At 71.4% G+C, this 19,393-nt stretch carries 18 protein-coding genes; 9 read left to right on the forward strand and 9 right to left on the reverse strand.

Features of this window, described 5'->3' with window-relative positions; genetic code table 11:
* The first annotated feature begins 251 nt into the window (after nucleotides 1–251).
* From pstS to pstB, 4 genes are read left to right on the forward strand one after another with little or no spacing between them, the layout of a single operon-like run.
* Nucleotides 252–1,358, forward strand: coding sequence for a phosphate ABC transporter substrate-binding protein PstS (gene pstS, locus ACFYP0_RS19860; RefSeq protein ID WP_124858920.1), 1,107 nt, complete (start codon nucleotides 252–254; stop codon nucleotides 1,356–1,358).
* A 38-nt stretch (nucleotides 1,359–1,396) separates the two neighbouring features.
* Nucleotides 1,397–2,488, forward strand: coding sequence for a phosphate ABC transporter permease subunit PstC (gene pstC / locus ACFYP0_RS19865; protein ID WP_112606114.1), 1,092 nt, complete (start codon nucleotides 1,397–1,399; stop codon nucleotides 2,486–2,488).
* Nucleotides 2,485–3,573 carry a phosphate ABC transporter permease PstA gene (gene pstA, locus ACFYP0_RS19870; RefSeq protein WP_124858918.1) on the forward strand — a complete coding sequence of 363 codons (1,089 nt, stop codon included), beginning with the start codon at nucleotides 2,485–2,487 and terminating at the stop codon, nucleotides 3,571–3,573. Before pstC ends, pstA begins: the two co-directional genes overlap by 4 nt.
* A 17-nt stretch (nucleotides 3,574–3,590) precedes the next feature.
* Nucleotides 3,591–4,367, forward strand: coding sequence for a phosphate ABC transporter ATP-binding protein PstB (gene pstB, locus ACFYP0_RS19875; RefSeq protein ID WP_112584183.1), 777 nt, complete (start codon nucleotides 3,591–3,593; stop codon nucleotides 4,365–4,367).
* Between the two features lie 629 nt (nucleotides 4,368–4,996).
* Here the strand turns inward: pstB and ACFYP0_RS19880 are convergent.
* On the reverse strand, nucleotides 4,997–5,830 hold the full coding sequence (locus ACFYP0_RS19880) for an NUDIX hydrolase (protein ID WP_355497357.1): 834 nt from the start codon (nucleotides 5,828–5,830) through the stop codon (nucleotides 4,997–4,999).
* A 213-nt stretch (nucleotides 5,831–6,043) separates the two neighbouring features.
* Here ACFYP0_RS19880 and ACFYP0_RS19885 point away from each other — a divergent pair, with 213 nt between their 5' ends.
* Nucleotides 6,044–7,012: a Gfo/Idh/MocA family protein gene (locus ACFYP0_RS19885; RefSeq protein ID WP_355497360.1), complete on the forward strand. Its 969-nt coding sequence runs from the start codon at nucleotides 6,044–6,046 to the stop codon at nucleotides 7,010–7,012.
* Nucleotides 7,013–7,081: 69 nt separating this feature from the next.
* Here the strand turns inward: ACFYP0_RS19885 and ACFYP0_RS19890 are convergent, their stop codons facing one another.
* From ACFYP0_RS19890 to ACFYP0_RS19910, 5 genes are all read right to left on the reverse strand, one after another.
* Nucleotides 7,082–8,200: a hypothetical protein gene (locus ACFYP0_RS19890; RefSeq protein WP_386997067.1), complete on the reverse strand. Its 1,119-nt coding sequence runs from the start codon at nucleotides 8,198–8,200 to the stop codon at nucleotides 7,082–7,084.
* A 29-nt stretch (nucleotides 8,201–8,229) separates the two neighbouring features.
* Nucleotides 8,230–8,754 carry a SigE family RNA polymerase sigma factor gene (locus tag ACFYP0_RS19895; protein WP_355497365.1) on the reverse strand — a complete coding sequence of 175 codons (525 nt, stop codon included), beginning with the start codon at nucleotides 8,752–8,754 and terminating at the stop codon, nucleotides 8,230–8,232.
* 178 nt (nucleotides 8,755–8,932) lie between these two features.
* Nucleotides 8,933–9,940 carry an inorganic phosphate transporter gene (locus ACFYP0_RS19900; RefSeq protein ID WP_124861061.1) on the reverse strand — a complete coding sequence of 336 codons (1,008 nt, stop codon included), beginning with the start codon at nucleotides 9,938–9,940 and terminating at the stop codon, nucleotides 8,933–8,935.
* A gap of 4 nt (nucleotides 9,941–9,944) precedes the next feature.
* A complete protein-coding gene (locus ACFYP0_RS19905) occupies nucleotides 9,945–10,571 on the reverse strand; it encodes a DUF47 domain-containing protein (RefSeq protein ID WP_053655020.1) in 627 nt (208 codons plus the stop codon).
* 127 nt (nucleotides 10,572–10,698) lie between these two features.
* Nucleotides 10,699–11,640, reverse strand: a complete 942-nt coding sequence (locus ACFYP0_RS19910; RefSeq protein ID WP_355497368.1) for a PPK2 family polyphosphate kinase — start codon at nucleotides 11,638–11,640, stop codon at nucleotides 10,699–10,701.
* Between the two features lie 190 nt (nucleotides 11,641–11,830).
* On the opposite strand from ACFYP0_RS19910, the gene sigJ reads away from it, so the two are divergent.
* The gene (gene sigJ, locus ACFYP0_RS19915; RefSeq protein WP_355497371.1) at nucleotides 11,831–12,796 is read left to right on the forward strand and encodes an RNA polymerase sigma factor SigJ; all 966 of its coding nucleotides are present in this window, start codon (nucleotides 11,831–11,833) and stop codon (nucleotides 12,794–12,796) included.
* A gap of 24 nt (nucleotides 12,797–12,820) precedes the next feature.
* Here the strand turns inward: sigJ and ACFYP0_RS19920 are convergent, their stop codons facing one another.
* Nucleotides 12,821–13,327 (reverse strand): DUF402 domain-containing protein, encoded by a 507-nt coding sequence (locus ACFYP0_RS19920; RefSeq protein ID WP_124861055.1) that lies wholly within the window; start codon nucleotides 13,325–13,327, stop codon nucleotides 12,821–12,823.
* Nucleotides 13,328–13,428: 101 nt separating this feature from the next.
* Between ACFYP0_RS19920 and ACFYP0_RS19925 the strand changes: the two genes are divergently transcribed.
* Nucleotides 13,429–15,633: an ATP-dependent DNA helicase gene (locus ACFYP0_RS19925; RefSeq protein WP_386997071.1), complete on the forward strand. Its 2,205-nt coding sequence runs from the start codon at nucleotides 13,429–13,431 to the stop codon at nucleotides 15,631–15,633.
* Nucleotides 15,634–15,779: 146 nt separating this feature from the next.
* Here ACFYP0_RS19925 and ACFYP0_RS19930 read toward each other — a convergent pair whose 3' ends face one another.
* Nucleotides 15,780–17,090: an AI-2E family transporter gene (locus ACFYP0_RS19930; protein ID WP_386997073.1), complete on the reverse strand. Its 1,311-nt coding sequence runs from the start codon at nucleotides 17,088–17,090 to the stop codon at nucleotides 15,780–15,782.
* A gap of 159 nt (nucleotides 17,091–17,249) precedes the next feature.
* Between ACFYP0_RS19930 and ACFYP0_RS19935 the strand changes: the two genes are divergently transcribed.
* Together ACFYP0_RS19935 and ACFYP0_RS19940 are read left to right on the forward strand one after the other, a co-directional pair.
* Nucleotides 17,250–17,588 (forward strand): GroES family chaperonin, encoded by a 339-nt coding sequence (locus ACFYP0_RS19935; RefSeq protein ID WP_091402887.1) that lies wholly within the window; start codon nucleotides 17,250–17,252, stop codon nucleotides 17,586–17,588.
* Nucleotides 17,589–17,681: 93 nt separating this feature from the next.
* A complete protein-coding gene (locus ACFYP0_RS19940) occupies nucleotides 17,682–17,849 on the forward strand; it encodes a hypothetical protein (protein WP_167337262.1) in 168 nt (55 codons plus the stop codon).
* A gap of 40 nt (nucleotides 17,850–17,889) precedes the next feature.
* Here ACFYP0_RS19940 and ACFYP0_RS19945 read toward each other — a convergent pair whose 3' ends face one another.
* On the reverse strand, nucleotides 17,890–19,380 hold the full coding sequence (locus ACFYP0_RS19945) for a PrsW family intramembrane metalloprotease (RefSeq protein ID WP_356978198.1): 1,491 nt from the start codon (nucleotides 19,378–19,380) through the stop codon (nucleotides 17,890–17,892).
* Nucleotides 19,381–19,393 lie beyond the last annotated feature (13 nt).

Below are 19,393 nucleotides of genomic sequence, written 5' to 3' on the forward strand. Positions count from 1 at the left end.
GCCGAGCATCGGCGGGATAACGCCGAACCGGAAATATGGCCATACTTCCGACAGGTGTACCCGGGTTCACTTAACGGACAACTCACCCTCGGCAAGCGGTCACCTCAGGGGCCGTACGTGTTCACCTTGCGTTCACTTGCGACCGGCGAACCGGCCACCTGGCACTTCTAACTTTCGTGTCAGCCGGTCAGTGCCGGTCCTCGGGCCCCGGGATCGGGGCGCCAAGTCAGACGCGAAGGGAAACCCCTCAGGTGAAGCTCCAGCGGTACGGCACTATTGCCTGCCTCGCTCTTGCCGCGACGCTCGGCCTCAGTGCATGCGGCTCGGACAACAACGAGCCCGCCTCCGGCGCGAGTGCTTCGGGCTCGACCGCCGCGGTCGACTGCGCCACCGGCACGCTGAACGCCCAGGGCTCGTCGGCTCAGAAGAACGCCATGGCCGAGTGGATCAAGGCGTACCAGCAGAAGTGCCAGGGCACCACGATCAACTACGAGGCTTCCGGCTCGGGCGCCGGCATCCAGGCGTTCATCGCCGGGACCGCCGACTTCGCCGGTTCCGACTCCGCGCTCAAGCCGGAGGAGCAGCCGCAGGCGGACGCCAAGTGCGTCGGTGGCAAGGCCATCCACCTGCCGATGGTGATCGGCCCGGTGGCCGTCGCCTACAACGTCAGCGGCGTGGACAACCTCCAGCTCAAGCCGGCCACCCTGGCGAAGATCTTCGCCGGCAAGGTCACCAAGTGGGACGACGCCACGATCAAGGCCGACAACCCGGACGCCAAGCTCCCGGCGACCACGATCCAGACCGTGCACCGCTCGGACGAGTCGGGCACCACCGACAACTTCACCAAGTACCTCTCGAAGACCGCTGAGAGCGACTGGACCCTGGGCAACGCCAAGGCGTGGAAGGCCCCGGGCGGCACCGGCGCCAAGGGCTCGGACGGCGTGGCCAGCCGGGTCAAGGGCGCGGACGGCTCCATCGGCTACATGGAGTGGTCGTTCGCCGAGAACGCCGGTCTGAAGATGTCGAAGATCGGCAACGGCAACGGCGAGTTCGCCGCGCTGACCGCCGACGCGGCCGGCAAGACCATCGCCGGCGCTGCCATCGAGGGTCAGGGCGACGACCTCAAGCTGAAGATCGACTACAACACCAAGGAGGCCGGGGCCTACCCGATCGTCCTGGCGACGTACGAGATCGTCTGCAGCAAGGGCCTCGCGGCCGACAAGCTGAAGCTGGTCAAGGGCCTGCTGGGCCACGCCGCCAGCGCCGAGGGCCAGGCCTCTCTCACCGAGCTGGGCTACGCCCCGCTGCCGGAGACGGTCCGCACCAAGGTCGAGACCGCGGTCAAGAACCTCTCCTGACCCGATTCCACACCTCCGCAACCGAATCGAGCGAGCAGATGGGTGAAACCCCTCACCGCTCGGCCGACGCCGGCACCGGCGGGACGCGCGTGACCCAGAGTCACGAGTGGCCCGCCGGTGCCTCGGCGCGTGTGGCCGAGGCACCAGTCAGCACCCGTTCCCCGGGCGGCACCGGGCTGGGCGGCGGCGGCGCGCTGCCGCGCAGCCGCAAGTTCGGCGCCGAGCGGGCCTTCCGCGGTCTCACCCTGGCCGCCGGCACCGCCGTTCTGGTCATCATCGCCGCCATCGCGATCTTCCTGGTCGCCAAGGCGGTGCCGGCCCTACGCGCCAACACCGAGAACTTCTGGTCCTACGAGGGCTGGTCCCCCAACGAGACGGAGCCGAAGTTCGGCATCGGTGCGCTCGCCTTCGGCACCGTGCTCAGCTCGGCCCTCGCACTGCTCATCGCGGTGCCGGTGGCGCTCGGCATCGCGCTCTACCTCTCGCACTACGCGCCGCGCCGGCTGGGCACCGCGCTCGGCTTCCTGGTCGACCTGCTGGCCGCCGTACCGAGCGTGGTCTTCGGCCTCTGGGGACGGGACGTCTTCAGCAGCCCCGTCCGGGACTTCTCGGTCTGGCTGAACCAGCACTTCGGCTGGATCCCGCTCTTCGGCGGCGACGGCCCCTTCGGGGCGTCCGTCATGCTCGGCGCGCTGGTGCTCGCGATCATGGTGCTGCCGATCATCACCTCGCTCTCCCGCGAGGTGTTCCTCCAGACCCCCACCGCGAACGAGGAGGCCGCCCTCGCCCTGGGCGCCACCCGCTGGGAGATGCTCCGCACCGCGGTGCTGCCCTACGGCCGTCCCGGCATCATCGCCGCGATGATGCTCGGCCTCGGCCGGGCGCTCGGCGAGACCATCGCCCTGGCGCTGACCCTCGGCATCACCTTCGGCATCTCGTTCAACCTGATCCAGAACGGCGGCAACACCATCGCCGCCAACATCGCCAACGCGTTCGGCGAGGCGAACGAGACCGGCCGTGGCGCGCTCATCGCCTCCGGTCTGGTTCTGTTCACCATCACGCTGATCGTCAACATCACGGCGCGGGCGATCATCTACCGCCGCCGGGAGTTCACGGAGTCGGCCGCATGACCACAACCGCCACCTCCCACCGCACCCGACCGCCGGCCCAACCCGACTCGCTGCGGGCCAAGCGGCTGCCCTGGTACGCCGCCCCGGCCATCGCCGTGGCGGCCCTGGCGCTCTCCGCCGTGCTCGTCTACGGCACCAGCATCGGCGGCCCGGTCCTCGTGATCGTCCTCGGTGCGATCCTCTACCTGGTCGGGCTCTTCGCCGCCGCCAACGCGGTCGAGGGGCGCCGGTCGGCCCGCAACCGCACCTGGAGCGCGCTGATCCACTCCGCCTTCGTGCTGGCGGTACTGCCGCTCGTGTCGGTGGTCTGGACGCTGGTCAGCAAGGGCGCCGACCGACTGGACGTCAACTTCTTCCAGACCTCGATGAACAACATCGGGGCCCGGGACGCCAACGGCGGCGCGTACCACGCGATCGTCGGCACGCTGGAGCAGGTCGGCATCGCCACCCTGATCACCGTCCCGCTCGGCGTTCTCTGCGCGATCTACATCGTCGAGTACGGGCGCGGCAAGTTCGCCTTCGCGATCCGGTTCTTCGTGGACGTGATGACCGGCATTCCGTCGATCGTCTCCGGCCTCTTCGTGCTGGCGTTCTGGGTGCTGATCGTGTCGCCGTGGTTCAACGACGGTCGACCCAGCTTCTCCGGCTTCGCCGCCGCGCTCGCGCTGAGCGTGCTCATGCTGCCCACCATCGTCCGGTCCACCGAGGAGATGCTCCGCCTCGTACCGGCGCCACTGCGCGAGGGCGCGTACGCGCTCGGCGTACCCAAGTGGAAGACCATCCTGCGGGTGGTGCTGCCGACGGCGCTGCCCGGCATCGTCACAGGCGTCATGCTCGCCATCGCCCGCGCGGCCGGTGAGACCGCCCCGGTGCTGCTGGTCGCCGGCGGTGGCGCCGCGATCAACACCAACCCCTTCGAGAACAACCAGTCGTCGCTGTCCCTCTTCGTCTACCAGCAGGCCGGCGACGCGTCGAAGTACGCCCCGGCACGGGCGTGGACCGCGGCACTCACCCTGGTCGCCCTCGTGCTCATCCTGACGATCGCGGCGAAGCTGCTGGCCCGTCGCAACAGGCTCAGCCGATGACCCCCGGAGGTCCCACCATGGCCAAGCGCGTCTCCGCCTCGAACGTCACCGCGTACTACGGCGGCTTCAAGGCAATCGAGAACATCAACCTGACGGTCGAGCCGAAGACGGTCACCGCCCTCATCGGGCCGTCCGGTTGCGGCAAGTCGACGTTCCTGCGGTCGATCAACCGGATGCACGAGGTGCTGCCGGGGGCCCGGGTCGAGGGCAGCCTGACCATCGACGACCAGGACATCTACGACCGGGACGTGGACGTCACAGCGGTCCGGCGCACCATCGGCATGGTCTTTCAGCGGCCGAACCCGTTCCCCACCATGAGCATCTTCGAGAACGTGGTGGCCGGGCTGAAGCTCAACGGGGTCCGCAAGAAGTCGATCCTGGAAGACGCGGCCGAGAAGGCCCTGCGCGCCGCGAACCTGTGGGGCGAGGTCAAGGACCGGTTGGGCAAGCCCGGCGCGGGCCTCTCCGGCGGTCAGCAGCAGCGGCTCTGCATCGCCCGGACCATCGCGGTCGAGCCGCAGGTCGTTCTGATGGACGAGCCGTGCTCCGCCCTGGACCCGATCTCCACGCTGGCGATCGAGGACCTGATGTTCCAGCTCAAGGACAAGTTCACGATCATCATCGTGACGCACAACATGCAGCAGGCAGCGCGTGTCTCGGACCGGACCGCCTTCTTCTCGATCGAGAAGACCGGCGACCCGGGCCGGCTGATCGAGTACGACAACACCCAGAAGATCTTCAGCAACCCGAGCGTGAAGAAGACCGAGGACTACATCACCGGCCGCTTCGGCTGAGCCGACCACGTCCGGTCACCGGCGCCCCGCCTCCCGGCGTGGGCGCCGGTGCCATATCCGCCGCCGACACCGCGTCGCCCCGCCGCCCCACGCCCCGCCGCCGGCCGCCCCGTACGGCCTGCCGCCCGCCGCCCTGCCGCCCGCCGCCCGGCCGCCCCGCCGCCCCGCCGCCCGGCCCCGCCGCCCGGCCCCGCCGCCCGGCCCCGCCACTCGGCCGGGCCATCCCGCCCTCGCCCCGCCCCCAAGATCGCGCTCGAACATGGAAGTAGTGGCCTCCTCCGGGCGACCAAACCACTACTTCCTGGATTGAGCACGATCTTGCGGCGACGGCGACGGCGACGGCAGCGGCGACGGCGACGGCGACGGCGACGGCGACGGCGACGGCGACGGCAGCGGCGACGGCGACGGCGACGGCGACGGCGACGGCAGCGGCGACGGCAGCGGCAACGGCAACGGCAACGGCAACGGCAGCGGCAACGGCAGCGGCAACGGCAGCGGCAACGGCAGCGGCAACGGCGACGGCAGCGGCGACGGCAGCGGTCGCGGCGGCGGCGGCGGTCGCGGTGCGGGCATCGAGGGCGAGCAACAGCGCGGGCGGGCGGGCCGAGACTGCGGGGAAGTGTGAGGGCTCAGCCCAGGACGAAGCGGGGTTCGCCGTCCGGGGGCAGGTCCAGCCGCGGGGTGACCGGGCTGGCAGCGTCTCGATCGGCCGCCGCCCGCGCCACCCCGGCCAGGTCGCCGGCCGCCGCCACCTGGGCCAGCGTGACCAGGGTCGGTGGCAGCATGGTCAGCTCGCCGGCCTGCGCGCGGGCCAGCGCGTCCGCCGGGCGGATCCACAGGGTGTGGTCGGCCTCGCCGGAGACGTCGCGGGTCCGTTGTCCCGCCGGCAACAGGGCGATGAAGAAGTACGTGTCGAAGCGGCGCGGCTCGAACTCGGGAGTGATCCACCGGCTCCACGGCAGCAGCAGGTCCGACCGAAGGGTGAGCTGACGGTCGGCGAGCAGCGCCGCGAAGCCCAGCCGCCGTCCCTCCAGGTCCTGCCGGGCCGCCTCCCAGTCGTCGCCGCTGACGTCGCCCACCACGGTCTCCCGGTTCGGGCCGGCGAGCAGTACGCCGGCCTCCTCGAAGACCTCCCGAGCGGCGGCGCAGACCACCGCCTGGGCGGCCTGCGGGGCCACGCCGAGCCGGTCCGCCCACTCGTCCGGCGTCGGGCCGGCCCAGTCCAGGTGTGCCTCCGAGTCGGAGCGGTCGACCCCACCTCCGGGGAAGGCGTACATCCCGCCGAAGGTCATCGCGGCGACCCGGCGGATGACGTACACCTCGAAGTCGGTATCGGTCGGACGTAGCAGCAGCACGGTGGCCGCGACCCGCGGCGTCGCCGGGGTGCCACCCTCGGCCTGGAACCGGCGGGCGTGCTCGACCAGGGCGGCCGGGGCGGCGAAGCCGTCACTGTCGATCGTCATGCCCGCGAGCCTAGTTCCCGCGGGGGAACGCCGGCCGCGCGCTGGGCGGTGGAGCGGTCGGCTCGGTCCACGAGCATGATGACTCTGAGGCATCAATATGTCTCAGAGTCATCACGCTCATCAGGGCGTCAGGCCCGAAGCGTCGGGTCGGGGTGTCGTCGCGGTCGCCGGCCGGGCAGCGGGCCGTTCACCCGGCTCGGCTAGCGTTCCGGCATGACTCGTTGGGGCATCCTGGCCACCGGCCACATCGCCAGCCGTTTCGCCGAAGACCTCCGGCTGGTGCCGGACGCCGAGTTGGTCGCGGTCGGTTCCCGCGCCGCGGAGAGCGCACAGCGCTTCGCCGACACGTACGGCGCGAAGCGCGCCTACGGCTCCTGGGTGGAGCTGGCCGCCGACCCGGAGGTGGACGCGATCTACGTGGCGACTCCGCATTCCGCGCACTACGAGGCGGCGATGACCTGCCTCACCGCCGGGCGGGCGGTGCTGTTGGAGAAGCCGTTCACGCTCGACCTGGCCACCAGCACCGAGTTGGTGGAGACCGCCCGCGCCGCCGGGGTCTTCCTGATGGAGGCCATGTGGATGCGGCTGAATCCGATGATCCTGCGGGTGGTCGAGCTGATCGCGGACGGGGCAATCGGCACGGTGACCGGCGTGCGGGCCGACTTCGGGGTGGCCGGGCCGTTCCCGCCGGAGCACCGGATGCGCAACGCGGCGTTGGGCGGGGGCGCCCTGCTCGACCTGGGGATCTACCCGATCAGCCTGGCCCACCTGCTGCTCGGGGTGCCGCAGCACATCCGGTCCTGGGCGCAGCTCGGCCCGGAGGGGACGGACGAGAACACCGGCATGCTGTTCGGCTATGACACCGGAGCACTGGCGACCCTGAGCTGCGGCATGGTCGGGTTGAGCGGGCAGACCGCCTCGATCACCGGCACCACGGGGCGGATCGACCTGCCGGAGCCGTTCTTCCGGCCGGGTTCGGTGACCCTGCACCGGGCCGGCGCGGAGCCGGAGACGATCGTCGCCGACGGGGCCGGCAACGGCTACCAGTACGAGGCGATCGAGGTGCAGCGCTGCCTGGCCGCCGGCCTGACCGAGAGCCCGGTGGTGCCGCACGCCACGACCCTCGAGGTGATGGCCCTGCTGGACACGGTCCGCGAGCAGATCGGCGTGCGCTACGAGTGAGGGGCACCCCGTCCCCGCTGTCATGAGGTCGAGGCGGCACCAAGTTGCAAGACGGCTTGGTGCCGCCCGTCAGCGTGCAGAAGCGCCCGGCACGGCCACGATTGACTCGTGTGGCAGAGCGACAAGGTCCCGCAGGGCTTTGCCGGTCACCGCGACCACGGTGGTGGCCCGCCGCCCTGTGCCGTTGGTCTGCCGGCTGAGCAGCAGACGATCACCGCCGACGCCGAGAACGTTCCAGAACTCGCGGTTGTCGCGCGGCACGTCGACGACGCGCTCAACGACACGTCCGTCGGCGGCCACCCGCAACACTCCGGTGGAGATGCCATCGGCGGTGCCCACCCCGAGGAGGTAACCGCCGGCGTCGGGGTCCACGAAGACCGACCCTGGGAAGAGACTCTCATTCTCAGCAAGGATCGCCGAGGCGTCGATGGTGACACTTCGCCCCGTCGCATCGCCGATGGCAGAGACCGTGAGCATCAGCACCCGTACGGGCTCGGATTGCTGGTCGCGCGCACGGGAAACGATCTTCCCCTCATTGGTCAACGCGAGGGGGGTACGAGCGGCCGGCATCACGGCCGGAGTCCTGCTGCCGGTGAGAACGTCCACGAGTGTGTAGGTGTTGTCATTACCCTCGCGGAAGTCACCGACCAATAGGCGGTTCGAGTCTGCGGACCAGACCCACGCGGCCGTGCGCCAGCCGGTTTCGGACGGCGGGAAGGCCATCGTCCGGGTGCCGGTGAGGTCGCGTACCACGTAGCCGTCGCCCGCCGGATAACCGAGCCAACGACCGTCTGGCGACAAGCTCAGCAGCATGGCAGACGACCCCGGGTTTCGTTCCTGACCGGGGATGATGAACTGGCGGTCGCCCACCACCGCAAGCCCCGGGCAACCCGACCGGCACCCGGCATAGGCGAAGCTGGCCCGACCCACCGCTCCGGGCGGCAGGGCGGGTGCGGTCGGCGGAGGGCTGAGCGTCGGCACCGGCGAGGAGGCCGCTGTCGTCACCTCGGTCGCCTGGTTGCCGGGCGTGCCCGTGGGTATGGACGGACGCAGTGTCACCCAGGTGCCGACGGCAACAACGGCTACCGCGACCGCCAATGCGGGAGCGGCAAGCATGGTTCGCCGCCTACGGCGTCCCACTGCCAATGCGCGCTCCGGGTCGGAGTAGTTCCGGGCGTCGTCGGCCAACTCCCGGTAGACGTTGCGGAAGTCGTCGTTCACTGAGCCGCCTCCGCACTGGTGGACTGGGTGGACAGGCCGGGGCTGAGCCGGCGCAGGGTGACCAGGGCGTCGTGGCTGTGCCGCTTGACGGTTCCGACGGCACAGCCGAGTCGGCGCGCAGTCTCGACCTCGGACAGGTCCTCGTAGTACCTGAGGAACAGCACGGCGCGCTGCCTCGGCGGCAGGGACGCCAGGGCCGCGGCCAACAGTTCACGTTGGGCGACCTCGTGCGCCACATCGCCCCGGGCGGGCCGGTCAGGCGGTCCGCCAAGGAGTTCACCATGGGTGCGGCGGCGCCGCCACGAGCGCATCTGATTGAGCATCGCCTTCCGGACGTATGCGGCCGGGTTCCCGCCGGCTTCCACCCGCCGCCAGTGCACCGCTGTACGAGCGAGCGCCTCCTGCAGCAGGTCCTCGGCCGCTTGGTGATCGCCGGTGAGTAGGTAGGCGGCCCGGGACAGGGCGGCGCCATGGGCGTCCGCGAACTCCCGGAAACCCGAGTAGCGGTCGGCACGGCTCACACAACGACCTCCTGTCACACCTCAACCTGATAAACGCGCCTGGGATCGATTTGGGTTGAGTGGTTCGACCGGCCACAGGACGAGTTCCGGCGTCCGGCACGAAGCGCAGGAGGGGTCCCCTTCCCAACGTGAGACGTCGGGAAGGGAACCCCTCAAGCCGCGTGGACCGACAGGCGGGTCAGCCGAAGAGCGGCCGGACCAGCAGGTACGTGACGCACGCGATCAGCGCGGCGGCAGGGAACGTCACGATCCAGGCGATCACGATGTTGCCGGCGACGTTCCAGCGGACCGCGGACAACCGCTTGGTCGCGCCCACGCCCATGATCGCCGAGGTGATGGTGTGGGTGGTCGAGATCGGCGCCTTCAGCACCAGTGCGTTGAAGTAGAGCACCGCACTCGCCACCGTCTCGGCGGCGAAGCCCTCCGGCGGGCCCAGGTCGATGATCTTACGGCCGAGGGTGCGGATGATCCGCCAACCGCCGGCGTAGGTACCCAGGGCGAGCATCGTGGCCGAGGTCCAGAACACCCAGCCGGGGATGTGGGTCTTGTCGTCCTGGAACCCGCCCGTGTAGAGGGCGAGAACCACGATGCCCATGGTCTTCGCGGCGTCCTGCATGCCGTGACCGACCGACATGGCGGCCGCCGAGGCGGTCTGCGCCCAGCGGAAGCCCCGGTTGAGCTTGCCCGGCTGCCCCTTTCGGAACAGCCAGAGGATGGCCAGCATCAGCACGTAGCCGAGGGTGAGGCCGACGATCGGCGAGAGCACCATCGGCAGGAGCACCTTCTCGCCGATGGTGACCCACTGCACGATGCCGCCCGTGGAGAGCAGGGTCGCGCCGACCAGGCCGCCGAAGAGCGCGTGTGAGGACGACGAGGGCAGACCGAAGTACCAGGTGATCAGGTTCCAGGCGATGGCGCCGAGCACACCGGCGAAGACCACCCCGAGGCTGGCGACCCCGGTGGGGAGGGTGACCAGGCCGTCGCCGACCGTCTTGGCCACACCGGCGCCGAAGTGGGCGCCGACGAAGTTACCGACCGCGGCGAGGCCGAGGGCGATCCGGGGTGTCAGCGCCCGGGTGGAGACGCTTGTCGCGATCGCGTTGGCGGCGTCGTGGAAGCCGTTGGTGTAGTCGAACGCCAAGGCCACCGCGATCACCGCCAGCACGGCGATGAGTTCAGGGGACACCGGCTCAGGACTCCTTGACGGCGATGGTCTCGACGGTGTTGGCCACGTGCTCGAAGGCGTCGCAGGCGGCCTCCAGCTCGTCGGCGACCTCCTTCATCTTCAGCACCGTCAACGCGTCGTACTCACCGGAGAAGAGCCGGACGAGCAGCTGCCGGTTGATCCGGTCGCCCTCGTTCTCCAGCCGGTTGCACTCGATCCAGTAGTCCTCGAGATCCTTCATCGACTTCAGCCGGGGCATCGCGTCGGCGGTCAGCTTGGCCTGCTGGTCGAGCACGTTGACCATCTCGTGCAGCTCGCGGGGCAGCGCCGGAAGCTCGGTCAGCCCGTACAGGTAGAGCAGGTCGCCGACCGCTTCCAGGTGGTCCATCACGTCGTCCAGCAGCGAACCGAGCCGGTAGATGTCCTCCCGGTCGAACGGGGTGATGAAGGTCGAGTTGATCTTCTTGTACAGATCGTGGGTGATCTGGTCGCTGTCGTGCTCGACCTCGGTCAGCCGCTCGCTGACGGACTGCACGTCCACGCCGGGCAGGGCCAGCTCGTTGAGCAGCGCGGTGCCCCGGACCAGGTTCTGCGCGGCCCTGGTGAAGAGCTCGTAGAAGGCGCCCTCGGTGGGGCGGAAGGAAAACTTCACAGCACAGACCTCGTCGCGTCGGTGGAAGGGTGGCGGCGCCCGAGAGCGCCCGCTCGGTGAATGCTAGAAAACGGCAGAACCGGGAATTCGGCGGCCCACCCCTGGCCAGGCACCATTCACCGGTCGTTCACCTGCCGTTCATCTCGGCCGTCCCACCCGCACCCACTCCCCCAGCCAACAGCCGCTTCCGCTCCCGCGCCACGTCGAAATCGGCAGCCGGATACCCCAGATCGAGAGTGTCGAACGTCTCACGCAGCAGGTGGGCCACCGCCCAGTCCCGGTACCACTTGCGGTCCGCCGGCACCACGAACCAGGGCGCGGCGTCCGTGCCGCACCGGCTCAGGGCCTCGGCGTACGCGGCCTGGTAGTCGTCCCAGTGCCCCCGCGAGTCGATGTCCGAGGGGTTGTACTTCCAGTGCTTGCGGGGGTCGGTGAGCCGGTCCAACAGGCGCTTGCCCTGCTCGTCGTACGAGATGTGCAGCATCACCTTGATCAGGGTGACGCCGCCCTCGGTCAACTCCCGCTCGAACGAGTTGATTTCGTCATAGCGGGCTCGCCAGGTCGTCTCCGGCACCAGCGAGCCGACCCGGGCGATCAACACGTCCTCGTAGTGCGAACGGTTGAACATCCCCACGTACCCCGGCGGCGGCAGCTCCCGGCGGATCCGCCAGAGGAAGTCGTGCCGCAGCTCCTGGCGGGTCGGCGGCCCGAACGAGCGGATGTGCAGGCCCAGCGGGTTCATCGCGCCGGCCACCCGCTTGATCGTGCCGTCCTTGCCGCCGCAGTCCATGGCCTGGAGCACCAGCAGCACCCGGTGCGCCGGCTGCTCCGACCCGGTCTTGGCCATCGCGAAGAGCATCTCCTGCTGCCGGCCCAGCTCCTCGCCGACCAGCTCCACCTGCTCCCGCGCCCAGGTCTTACGGTGCTCACCACGGCCCGCGGGCTCCGGCAGGCCGGGCATGGACCGCGGGTCGATCGCGCCGAGATCCACCGGCGCGGTGACCCGCAGCAGGTCCCGCACGGAACCGCCGTCCGGTGCCACGACCTGCCCTTGCTCGGGTGCGCTCATGCACGGATCATCGCCCACCCACCGCCGTTCCGCCCGCCGAGAGCCACCTGCGGACCCGGGCCCGCTGATCGGCACCGACCGACCTCCGCCCACGGCAGGCACCGGTCCACCGGGCCGTTTCGGGGCTGCCGGCGGGTCGACTCGGCGGGAGGATGTAGGCCGGGACGCCGACCGGAAAAGGTGGTGGGTCGTGCAGGAGTTGGCGACGGAGTTCGAGGCCGAGCGGGGCCGACTGCTCGCGGTGGCCCACCGGATGCTGGGCAGCCGCAGCGAGGCGGAGGACGCGGTGCAGGAGACCTGGCTGCGCTACGCCGGGGCGCTGACCGGGCCCGCGGCCCGCGCCGAGATCCGGGACCTGTCCGCGTGGCTGACCACTACCTGCGCTCGCATCTGCCTGGACGTGCTCCGCTCGGCCCGGGTCCGCCGAGAGGCGTACCCGGGGCAGTGGCTGCCGGAGCCGGTGGTGAGCCCGCTGGGCGGCCGGCCGACGGCCGACGGCTACGCGCCCGACCCGGCGGAGCGGGCGGTCCGCACCGACCAGGTCGGCACGGCGCTGCTGGTGGTGCTGGAGCGGCTCGCGCCGGAGCAGCGGGTCGCCCTCGTGCTGCACGACGTGTTCGCACTGCCGTTCGCCCGGGTCGCGGGGGTGCTCGGCACCACCGAGGTGGCGGCCCGGCAGCTCGCCTCCCGGGCCCGACGGGCGGTCACCTCGCCGGACGTACCCCGGCACACCGCCGACCCGGCCGAGCAACGCCGGGTGCTCAAGGCGTTCGTCGCCGCCACCGAGTCCGGCGAGCTGGACCAGCTGCTTCACGTGCTCGCGCCGGACGTGGTCTTCGTCGGTGACTCGGGCGGGCACTTCCCGGCAGCCCGCTGGCCGGTGCTCGGCGCGGACTCCGTGGCTCGCCTCACGCTCGGCCTGTTCGGCCGGACCGGTCGGTACGTCGACCGGATGCTGGCTCGGCCCGTGCTCGTCGACGGCATTCTCGGCCTACAGCTGGAGACGACGCACAGCGACGGGCGACCGATCCGCCTGGTCACCGCGTTCGCGGTCGACCAGGGCCGGATCACCGCCATCTACAACCAGCTCAACCCGGAGAAGCTGACCGACCTGCCGCCGCTGGACGCCGACGACGGCTGGCCGCCACGCTGGTGAGCCACCCCGACCGGGCGTGCGGTCTCAGACCACCAGGGCCAACCACTTGCGGTACGCGGTGGCGAACGGCTCGGTGCCGTCACCCAGGGCCCCGAACAGCCGCTGTGCCGCGGCCTCGGCCTCGGCCACCACGTCGTCCGGGTAGCCGAACCGGGCCCGGTGCTCGGCGAACTCGTCCTCGTCGAGCAGCTCCACCAGGCCGGTGGCCCGCCGCCGGACGACATCCAGATCCAGGTCGATCAGGTGGACGGTGTCGTCGGACTCCCAACGGGCCGGGGTCGTGATGTCGCAGTAGACCTCGCTGGTGCGGGGCGGGGGGTTGAACATGGCCGTCCACCAGGCGCGGTGTGGCACCAACAGCACGAACGGGATCTTCTCCACCGAGGGCCGGCCGTGGTAGACCGACTCGGTGCCCTCGGGCACGCCGAGCCAGATGCCGAGATCGTCCTCGGCGAGCCGGCGGGCCGGGTAGTCGCGGTGGGCGCTGCCGTCGTACTTGCGGTAGATCACGCGGACCATGTCGCTCGGCATGATTCGCACCCTAACCGATACTGCCCACGCGTCGTAGCGCGGCCGTAACCGGACGAGGTCGGCCGCACCGCCGGCCCGGTCGGCGTCGCGCCACGCGGCGGATGGGCGCGGCCGGTGTCGGCGGCGCCGGGTACCGTCGCACGGTGACTCCGCCCCGCACCGCCACCGGTTCCGCCACCCCGTCGGCCCGTGCCAAGGGCCGGCGGCGGGGTGCCCGACCCAGTGGCAGCGAGCTGCTGGCGGCGGCGGTCGGCGCGGTGCCCGGCGGCGCGGAGCGTCCCGGCCAACTGCAGATGACCACGGCGATCGAGGAGTGCGTGGCCGGCGGCGAGCATCTGCTCGTGCAGGCGGGCACCGGCACCGGCAAGTCGCTTGCCTACCTCGCGCCGGCGCTCACTGTGGACGGCCCGGTGGTGGTCTCCACGGCCACCCTGGCGTTGCAGTCCCAGCTGGTCGACCACGACCTGCCCCGGCTCGCCGACGCGGTCGAGCCGGTGCTCGGCCGTCGGCCCACCTTCGCCGTGCTCAAGGGCCGCCACCACTACCTCTGCCTCGCCCGACTGGACAACTCCACCGAGGAGGAGCCGGAGGACACCCTCTTCGACGCCCCCGCGGCGCGCCCCGGCGGCGGGACGAAGTGGCTCGGTGAGGCGGGCCGGCTGGGCAAGCAGGTCGAGCGGCTGCGCGACTGGGCGGAGAAGACCGCCACCGGCGACCGGGACGAACTGGACCCGGGCGTTGACGACCAGGCCTGGCGGCTGGTGTCGATGCCGGCCCGCGAGTGCGTCGGCGCGGCCCGTTGCCCGTTCGGGCAGGAGTGCTTCGCCGAGGCGTCGCGGGCCCGCGCCCGGGAGGCCGACATCGTGGTGACCAACCACAGCCTGCTCGCGGTCGACATGCTCGCCGACCGGCACATCGTGCCGCCACACAAGCTGCTCATCGTCGACGAGGCGCACGAGCTGGCCGACCGGGTCTCCTCCGCCGCCCAGGCGGAACTGGTGCCGGAGCTGATCGACCGGACCACCCGGCGGGCTCGTACGCTGCTGCGCCCGGAGACCGCCGAGGCGCTCACCGCTGCCGGTGACGCCCTGGCGGTCGGGCTGGCCGAGGCGCCGGCCGGGCGGATCACCGCGGGGCTGCCGACGCCGCTGCGGGAGGCGTGCACGCTGCTCGACGCGGCGACCCGCTCCGCCCTGGACGCGATCGGCGACATCAAGGCCGACGACCCCGACCCGGTCCGCAAGCAGCAGGCCAAGGCCGCCCTGGACGAGCTCTCCACCACCGCGCAGCGGTTACTGGAGGAGGGCGACCACGACGTGGCCTGGGTGGAGAAGAACGACAGCGGCAACCGCCGGGCACTGGTGGTCGCGCCGCTGTCGGTGGCCGGCACCCTCGCCACCCACCTGTACGACGAACGCACCGTCGTGGCCACCTCGGCGACCCTGGCGCTGGGCGGCCGGTTCGACACGGTCGCCCGCGCCCTCGGGCTGGACGCGCCGCCGCCCGCCCCGCCGAGCCCCGCCGCGGCCGCGCTGGCCGCCCGCACCGGCCCCGGCCGGCCGGCTGCCGAGGCGCCGGGCCGTCGCCTCGCCGGCGACGTCACCCCGAACGCCCTCATCCCGGCCACCGAGGGCCCCGGGTGGCGGTCACTGGACGTTGGTTCGCCGTTCGACTACGCCCGGCAGGGCATCCTGTACGTCGCCGCACACCTTCCCCGCCCCAGCGTCTCCGGGCTGCCCGAGGCTGCCGGAGAGGAACTGCTCGGGCTGGTCGAGGCGCTCGGTGGTCGTACTCTCGGGCTCTTCTCCTCCCGGCGGGCCGCGCAGCAGGCGGCGGAGCTGTTGCGCGCGCGGACCGACCTGCCGGTGTTGCTCCAGGGCGAGGAGGCGTTGCCGCTGCTGGTACGTCGCTTCCGCGAGGAGCGCGCCAGCTGTCTGTTCGGGGTGATGTCGCTCTGGCAGGGGGTGGATGTGCCGGGTGACGCCTGCCAGCTCGTCGTCATCGACCGGCTGCCCTTCCCCCGCCCGGACGAACCGCTGGCGGCGGCCCGCGCGGCGGCCGTGGACGCGGGCGGTGGCTCCGGCTTCTCAGCGGTCAGCGTGCCGATCGCGGCGGTGAGGCTGGCTCAGGGGGTGGGCCGGCTGATCCGCGCGACCGGCGACCGGGGCGTGGTGGCGGTGCTCGACTCCCGGCTGGAGACGGCCCGAGGCTACGGGCCGTTCCTGCGCCGCTCGCTGCCCCCGTTCTGGTACACGACCCGCCCCGAGGTGGCCCGAGGCGCCCTGGAACGCCTGGCCAAGTCCTGACGCCCCCCGGGGGGCGACGCCGCGGCGACGGCACGGCGACAAGATCGCACTACAACGAGGAAAGAGTGGTCTCCCGCTGCGGGGAGGCCACTCTTTCCAGGATCGTGCGTGATCGAGCGGGCCGGGCGAGCGCGGCGTCGTGTTGCTCAGGGGGCCTGTGAGGCGACGACCACGGCGTCGGGCGGGGTGTCCGGGACCCTGCGGGCGGCGAGCCGGCGGACCGCGGTGTTCAGCACCGCGATGAGCGGCACGGAGACCAGCGCGCCGGTGATCCCGGCGAGTACGACACCGGCGGCGATACCGATGATCACCGCGAGCGGGTGCAGGGCCACCGCCCGGCCCATGATCAGCGGTTGGAGCACGTGCCCCTCGATCTGCTGGACGCCGATCACCACACCGAGAATGATCAACGCGGTGACCGGGCCGCTGTCGACGAGTGCCACCAGCACCGCCACGCCACCGGAGAGCGCCGCACCGACGATCGGGATGAACGCGCCCAGGAAGACCAGCGCGGCCAGCGGGAAGGCGAACGGGATGTCGAAGATGACCAGGAAGATGCCGATGCCGACCGCGTCGATGAAGGCGACCAGCACGGTCGCGCGAACGTAGGCGACAAGCGTCTGCCAGGAGGCGCGGCCGGCGTCGTCGACCTTCCACCGGGCGGCCACCGGCAGCAGCCGGACCAGGAAACGCCAGATCCGGTTGCCGTCACGCAGGAAGAAGAACGTCGCGAAGAGCACCAGCAGCGTGCCGGTCAGCACCTCGGCCAGCGTCGCGGCGGTGCTCAACGCGCCGCTGGTGAACCTCGAGGTGTTGTTGTTGATCCAGCCCTGCGCCTCCTCGATGTAGCGGTCGAGTTGCCCGTCGGAGAGGTGCAGCGGGCCTGTCTTCAACCAGTTCTGGATCTGCCGGACGCCCTCCGAGGACTTCTCGCTCAGCTCCGGTACGCCACGAATGAACTCGTTGACCACCAGCGTCAGCGTGCCGATCACCGCGGCCAGGCCGCCGACCAGCACCACCGCCGTCGCCAGCGATCGGGGGAACCGGGCCCGCAGCAGCCAGCCCACGGCCGGGGCGAGCAGCGCGGAGAGCAGCAGCGCGATGGCCAGCGGAATGATCACGATCTTGATCGTGCCGACGATCCGCAGCAGCGCCCAGGCCACCACGCCGATCACGATCAGTCGCCAACACCACGCGGCGGCGATCCGCAGCCCGTGCGGAACGTCGGCGTCGTCCCGGCTGGAGGTGGAGCTGTGCAGGTCCACCGGAGGTTCAGCGCCGTAGACCGTGGCGCTCGACGGCGCGGTCGGCCCCGGCACGGCCGGCGACGCCACCCGCACCGCCTCCGACGCGTCGTTCAGCGCGTCACTGGGGACGCCCTCGTCGGCGCGCGCCGACTCCTGTCGTGACTGGTAGGCGCGGCGAAGCCGCCCGCGTACCCGCTCGAAGCGGCTCAAGCGCACCTCCTGGCAGAAAACCCGGCCCGCCGACGGCGACAGGTCGGACAGCATACGTCCGTTCCCGACACCGTAGGGCGGTTGCGCCACACAATGCCCCGACCACCTCCGGCGTAACCACCGGCCGGCCGCCGTCGGCCACACGGTAGCGTCTGCGACGTGACCGCCGACAACGATCTCGACGCCGGCCTGCCGATCCGCCTGCTGCACGACCGTGTGCTGGTGCGAATGGAGGGCAGTGAGGGCGAACGCCGCTCCACCGCTGGCATCGTCATTCCGGCGACCGCAGCGGTCGGCAAGCGCCTCGCCTGGGCCACCGCGGTCGGGGTGGGGCCGAACGTCCGCGCCATCGTCTCCGGCGACCGGGTGCTCTTCGACCCGGACGAGCGCTCCGAGGTCGAGCTGCACGGCCGCGGTTACGTGCTGCTGCGGGAGCGGGATGTGCACGCCGTGGCCGCCGAGCGGATCGAGAACGACTCGACCGGCCTCTACCTCTGACGCACCTCCCCCGGCCACCAGGGCCCGTCGCGCACCGTTTGCCCAGCCGCACGACGGGAAGCCATCCGGCGACCGTGGCCCTGGGGAGGGACGATGCCGGTATTCGTGAAGAAGCTGTTGACCTGGGGCAGTGTCGCGTTCCTGATCTACTTCATGGCCTTTCGGCCGGACGGCGCCGCGCAGATGTTCCGGGCGATCGGGGCCGCGCTGATCGCGATGTTCCAGGGCCTCGGTGACTTCCTCACCTCGCTGATGACCTGAGCGGCACTGCCGTCAGCCGTCAGCCGTCAGGCCGCAGCTGTCAGGGGTGCGTCGGCGGCCAGGGCGACGCCGGGCGCAGGCCGGGCCAACCGGGCGGGGCGTACCCCGCCGGAGCCGGGGCGGGCGCCAGCACCACCGGGATCGGCACCACCGGCTCGTCCGGCGCGTCAACGGCGCGCTGCGTGCCGTCCGGGAAGCGCAGGTGGTAGCGGCTGCCGTCCCAGACCCCCGCCGGTGCCTGCGGGTCCCGACCCACGAAGAACGACCGGTACGCGGTGATCGCGTCCAGCAGCTCCCGCTCCTCACGGGCGGTCCGCTCCTGGTCGGCGGGTTTGCGGTCCAGGCCGCGAAGCGTCCCGTCGCGCAGCAGGGCCAGCCGGGTCGCGGCGGACTGGTAACCCCGCATCGCCCGCACCCCGGCGTCGCCGGCCACGCGCCGCGCCCAACTGCGGGCGGCATGCCGCCGGCCGAGACCGCTCAGGGCGGCCACCTCGGGCGGGCTGAGCCAACCGGCGCGGACGTAGTCGGGCAGGACCCGCTCGGTGAGCCGCCCCTCCCAGGCGCGCAACCACAGCGCCAGCCCCACGGTGCCGAAGAAGACCGGAACCATGAGGCCCAGGAAGCCGTACAGCATGATCATGGCCTCGCCGGTGGCCTGGGTCAGCGTGGGCAGCAGGTTCCACGTGCCGTGCAGCATCATCGCCAGCAGCAGGCCGGCGATCGGGGCGAGCACCCGGATGCGCCGGTCGGCCGTCCGGGAGGCGATACCCAACCCCACACCGGTCATCGAGGTGAAAAGGGGATGGGCGAACCCGAACAGCAGGATCCGCAGAATGAAGATCGCGATGACCTGCTGGATGCCGGTGGCCGGACCGTACCGGTCGGCGCCGGACGCGTACCCCAACCCGCCCAGGTAGAGGATGTTCTCCACCATCGCGAAGCCGACCGCGGAGAGCCCGCAGTAGACCAGGCCGTCGGTGATCCCGGACCACTCGCGGCGGCGGAACACCAGCAGCAGGATCGGGCCCAGCGCCTTGGTCAGCTCCTCGATGAACGGTGCCACCAGCACCCCGGTGAGCGCGGACGGCAGCCCCCAGTCGGCGAAGCGGTTGGCCGCGAAGTCGTTGACCGTGAGCGAGGCGGCGGTGGAGACGAACGCCCCCCAGGCGAAGCAGAAGATCAGATACTTCAACGGCTCCGGTTCGTACCGGTCCAGCCAGAGGAAGCAGGCGACCAGCACCGGCACCGGCAGGATGGCGGCGACGACCCCGATCAGCAGGGCCTGCACACCGAGCGACTGGCCGAGCGTGAAGACCATGAAGACCGCGCACGCCGCGATCAACAGCACCACCCCGGCCAGCGCCAGGAACCGCCGCCAGCCCAGTCGGCGCAGCGGCATCCGGGGCTGCTCGCCCACGGATGGCGCGGCGGACGCAGGCGGCGCGGCGGGCGACGGCGGCAGCGGTGAACCGGGCGGGGTGTCGGCCATGCCGTCAGCGTAGCCATCCGCCGCCGGCTGGTTCGGTCGCATCGGTAGCCGCTAT

The sequence above is a fragment of the Micromonospora arida genome (assembly GCF_042873195.1).
GTDB classification, from domain to species: Bacteria; Actinomycetota; Actinomycetes; order Mycobacteriales; family Micromonosporaceae; genus Micromonospora; species Micromonospora arida.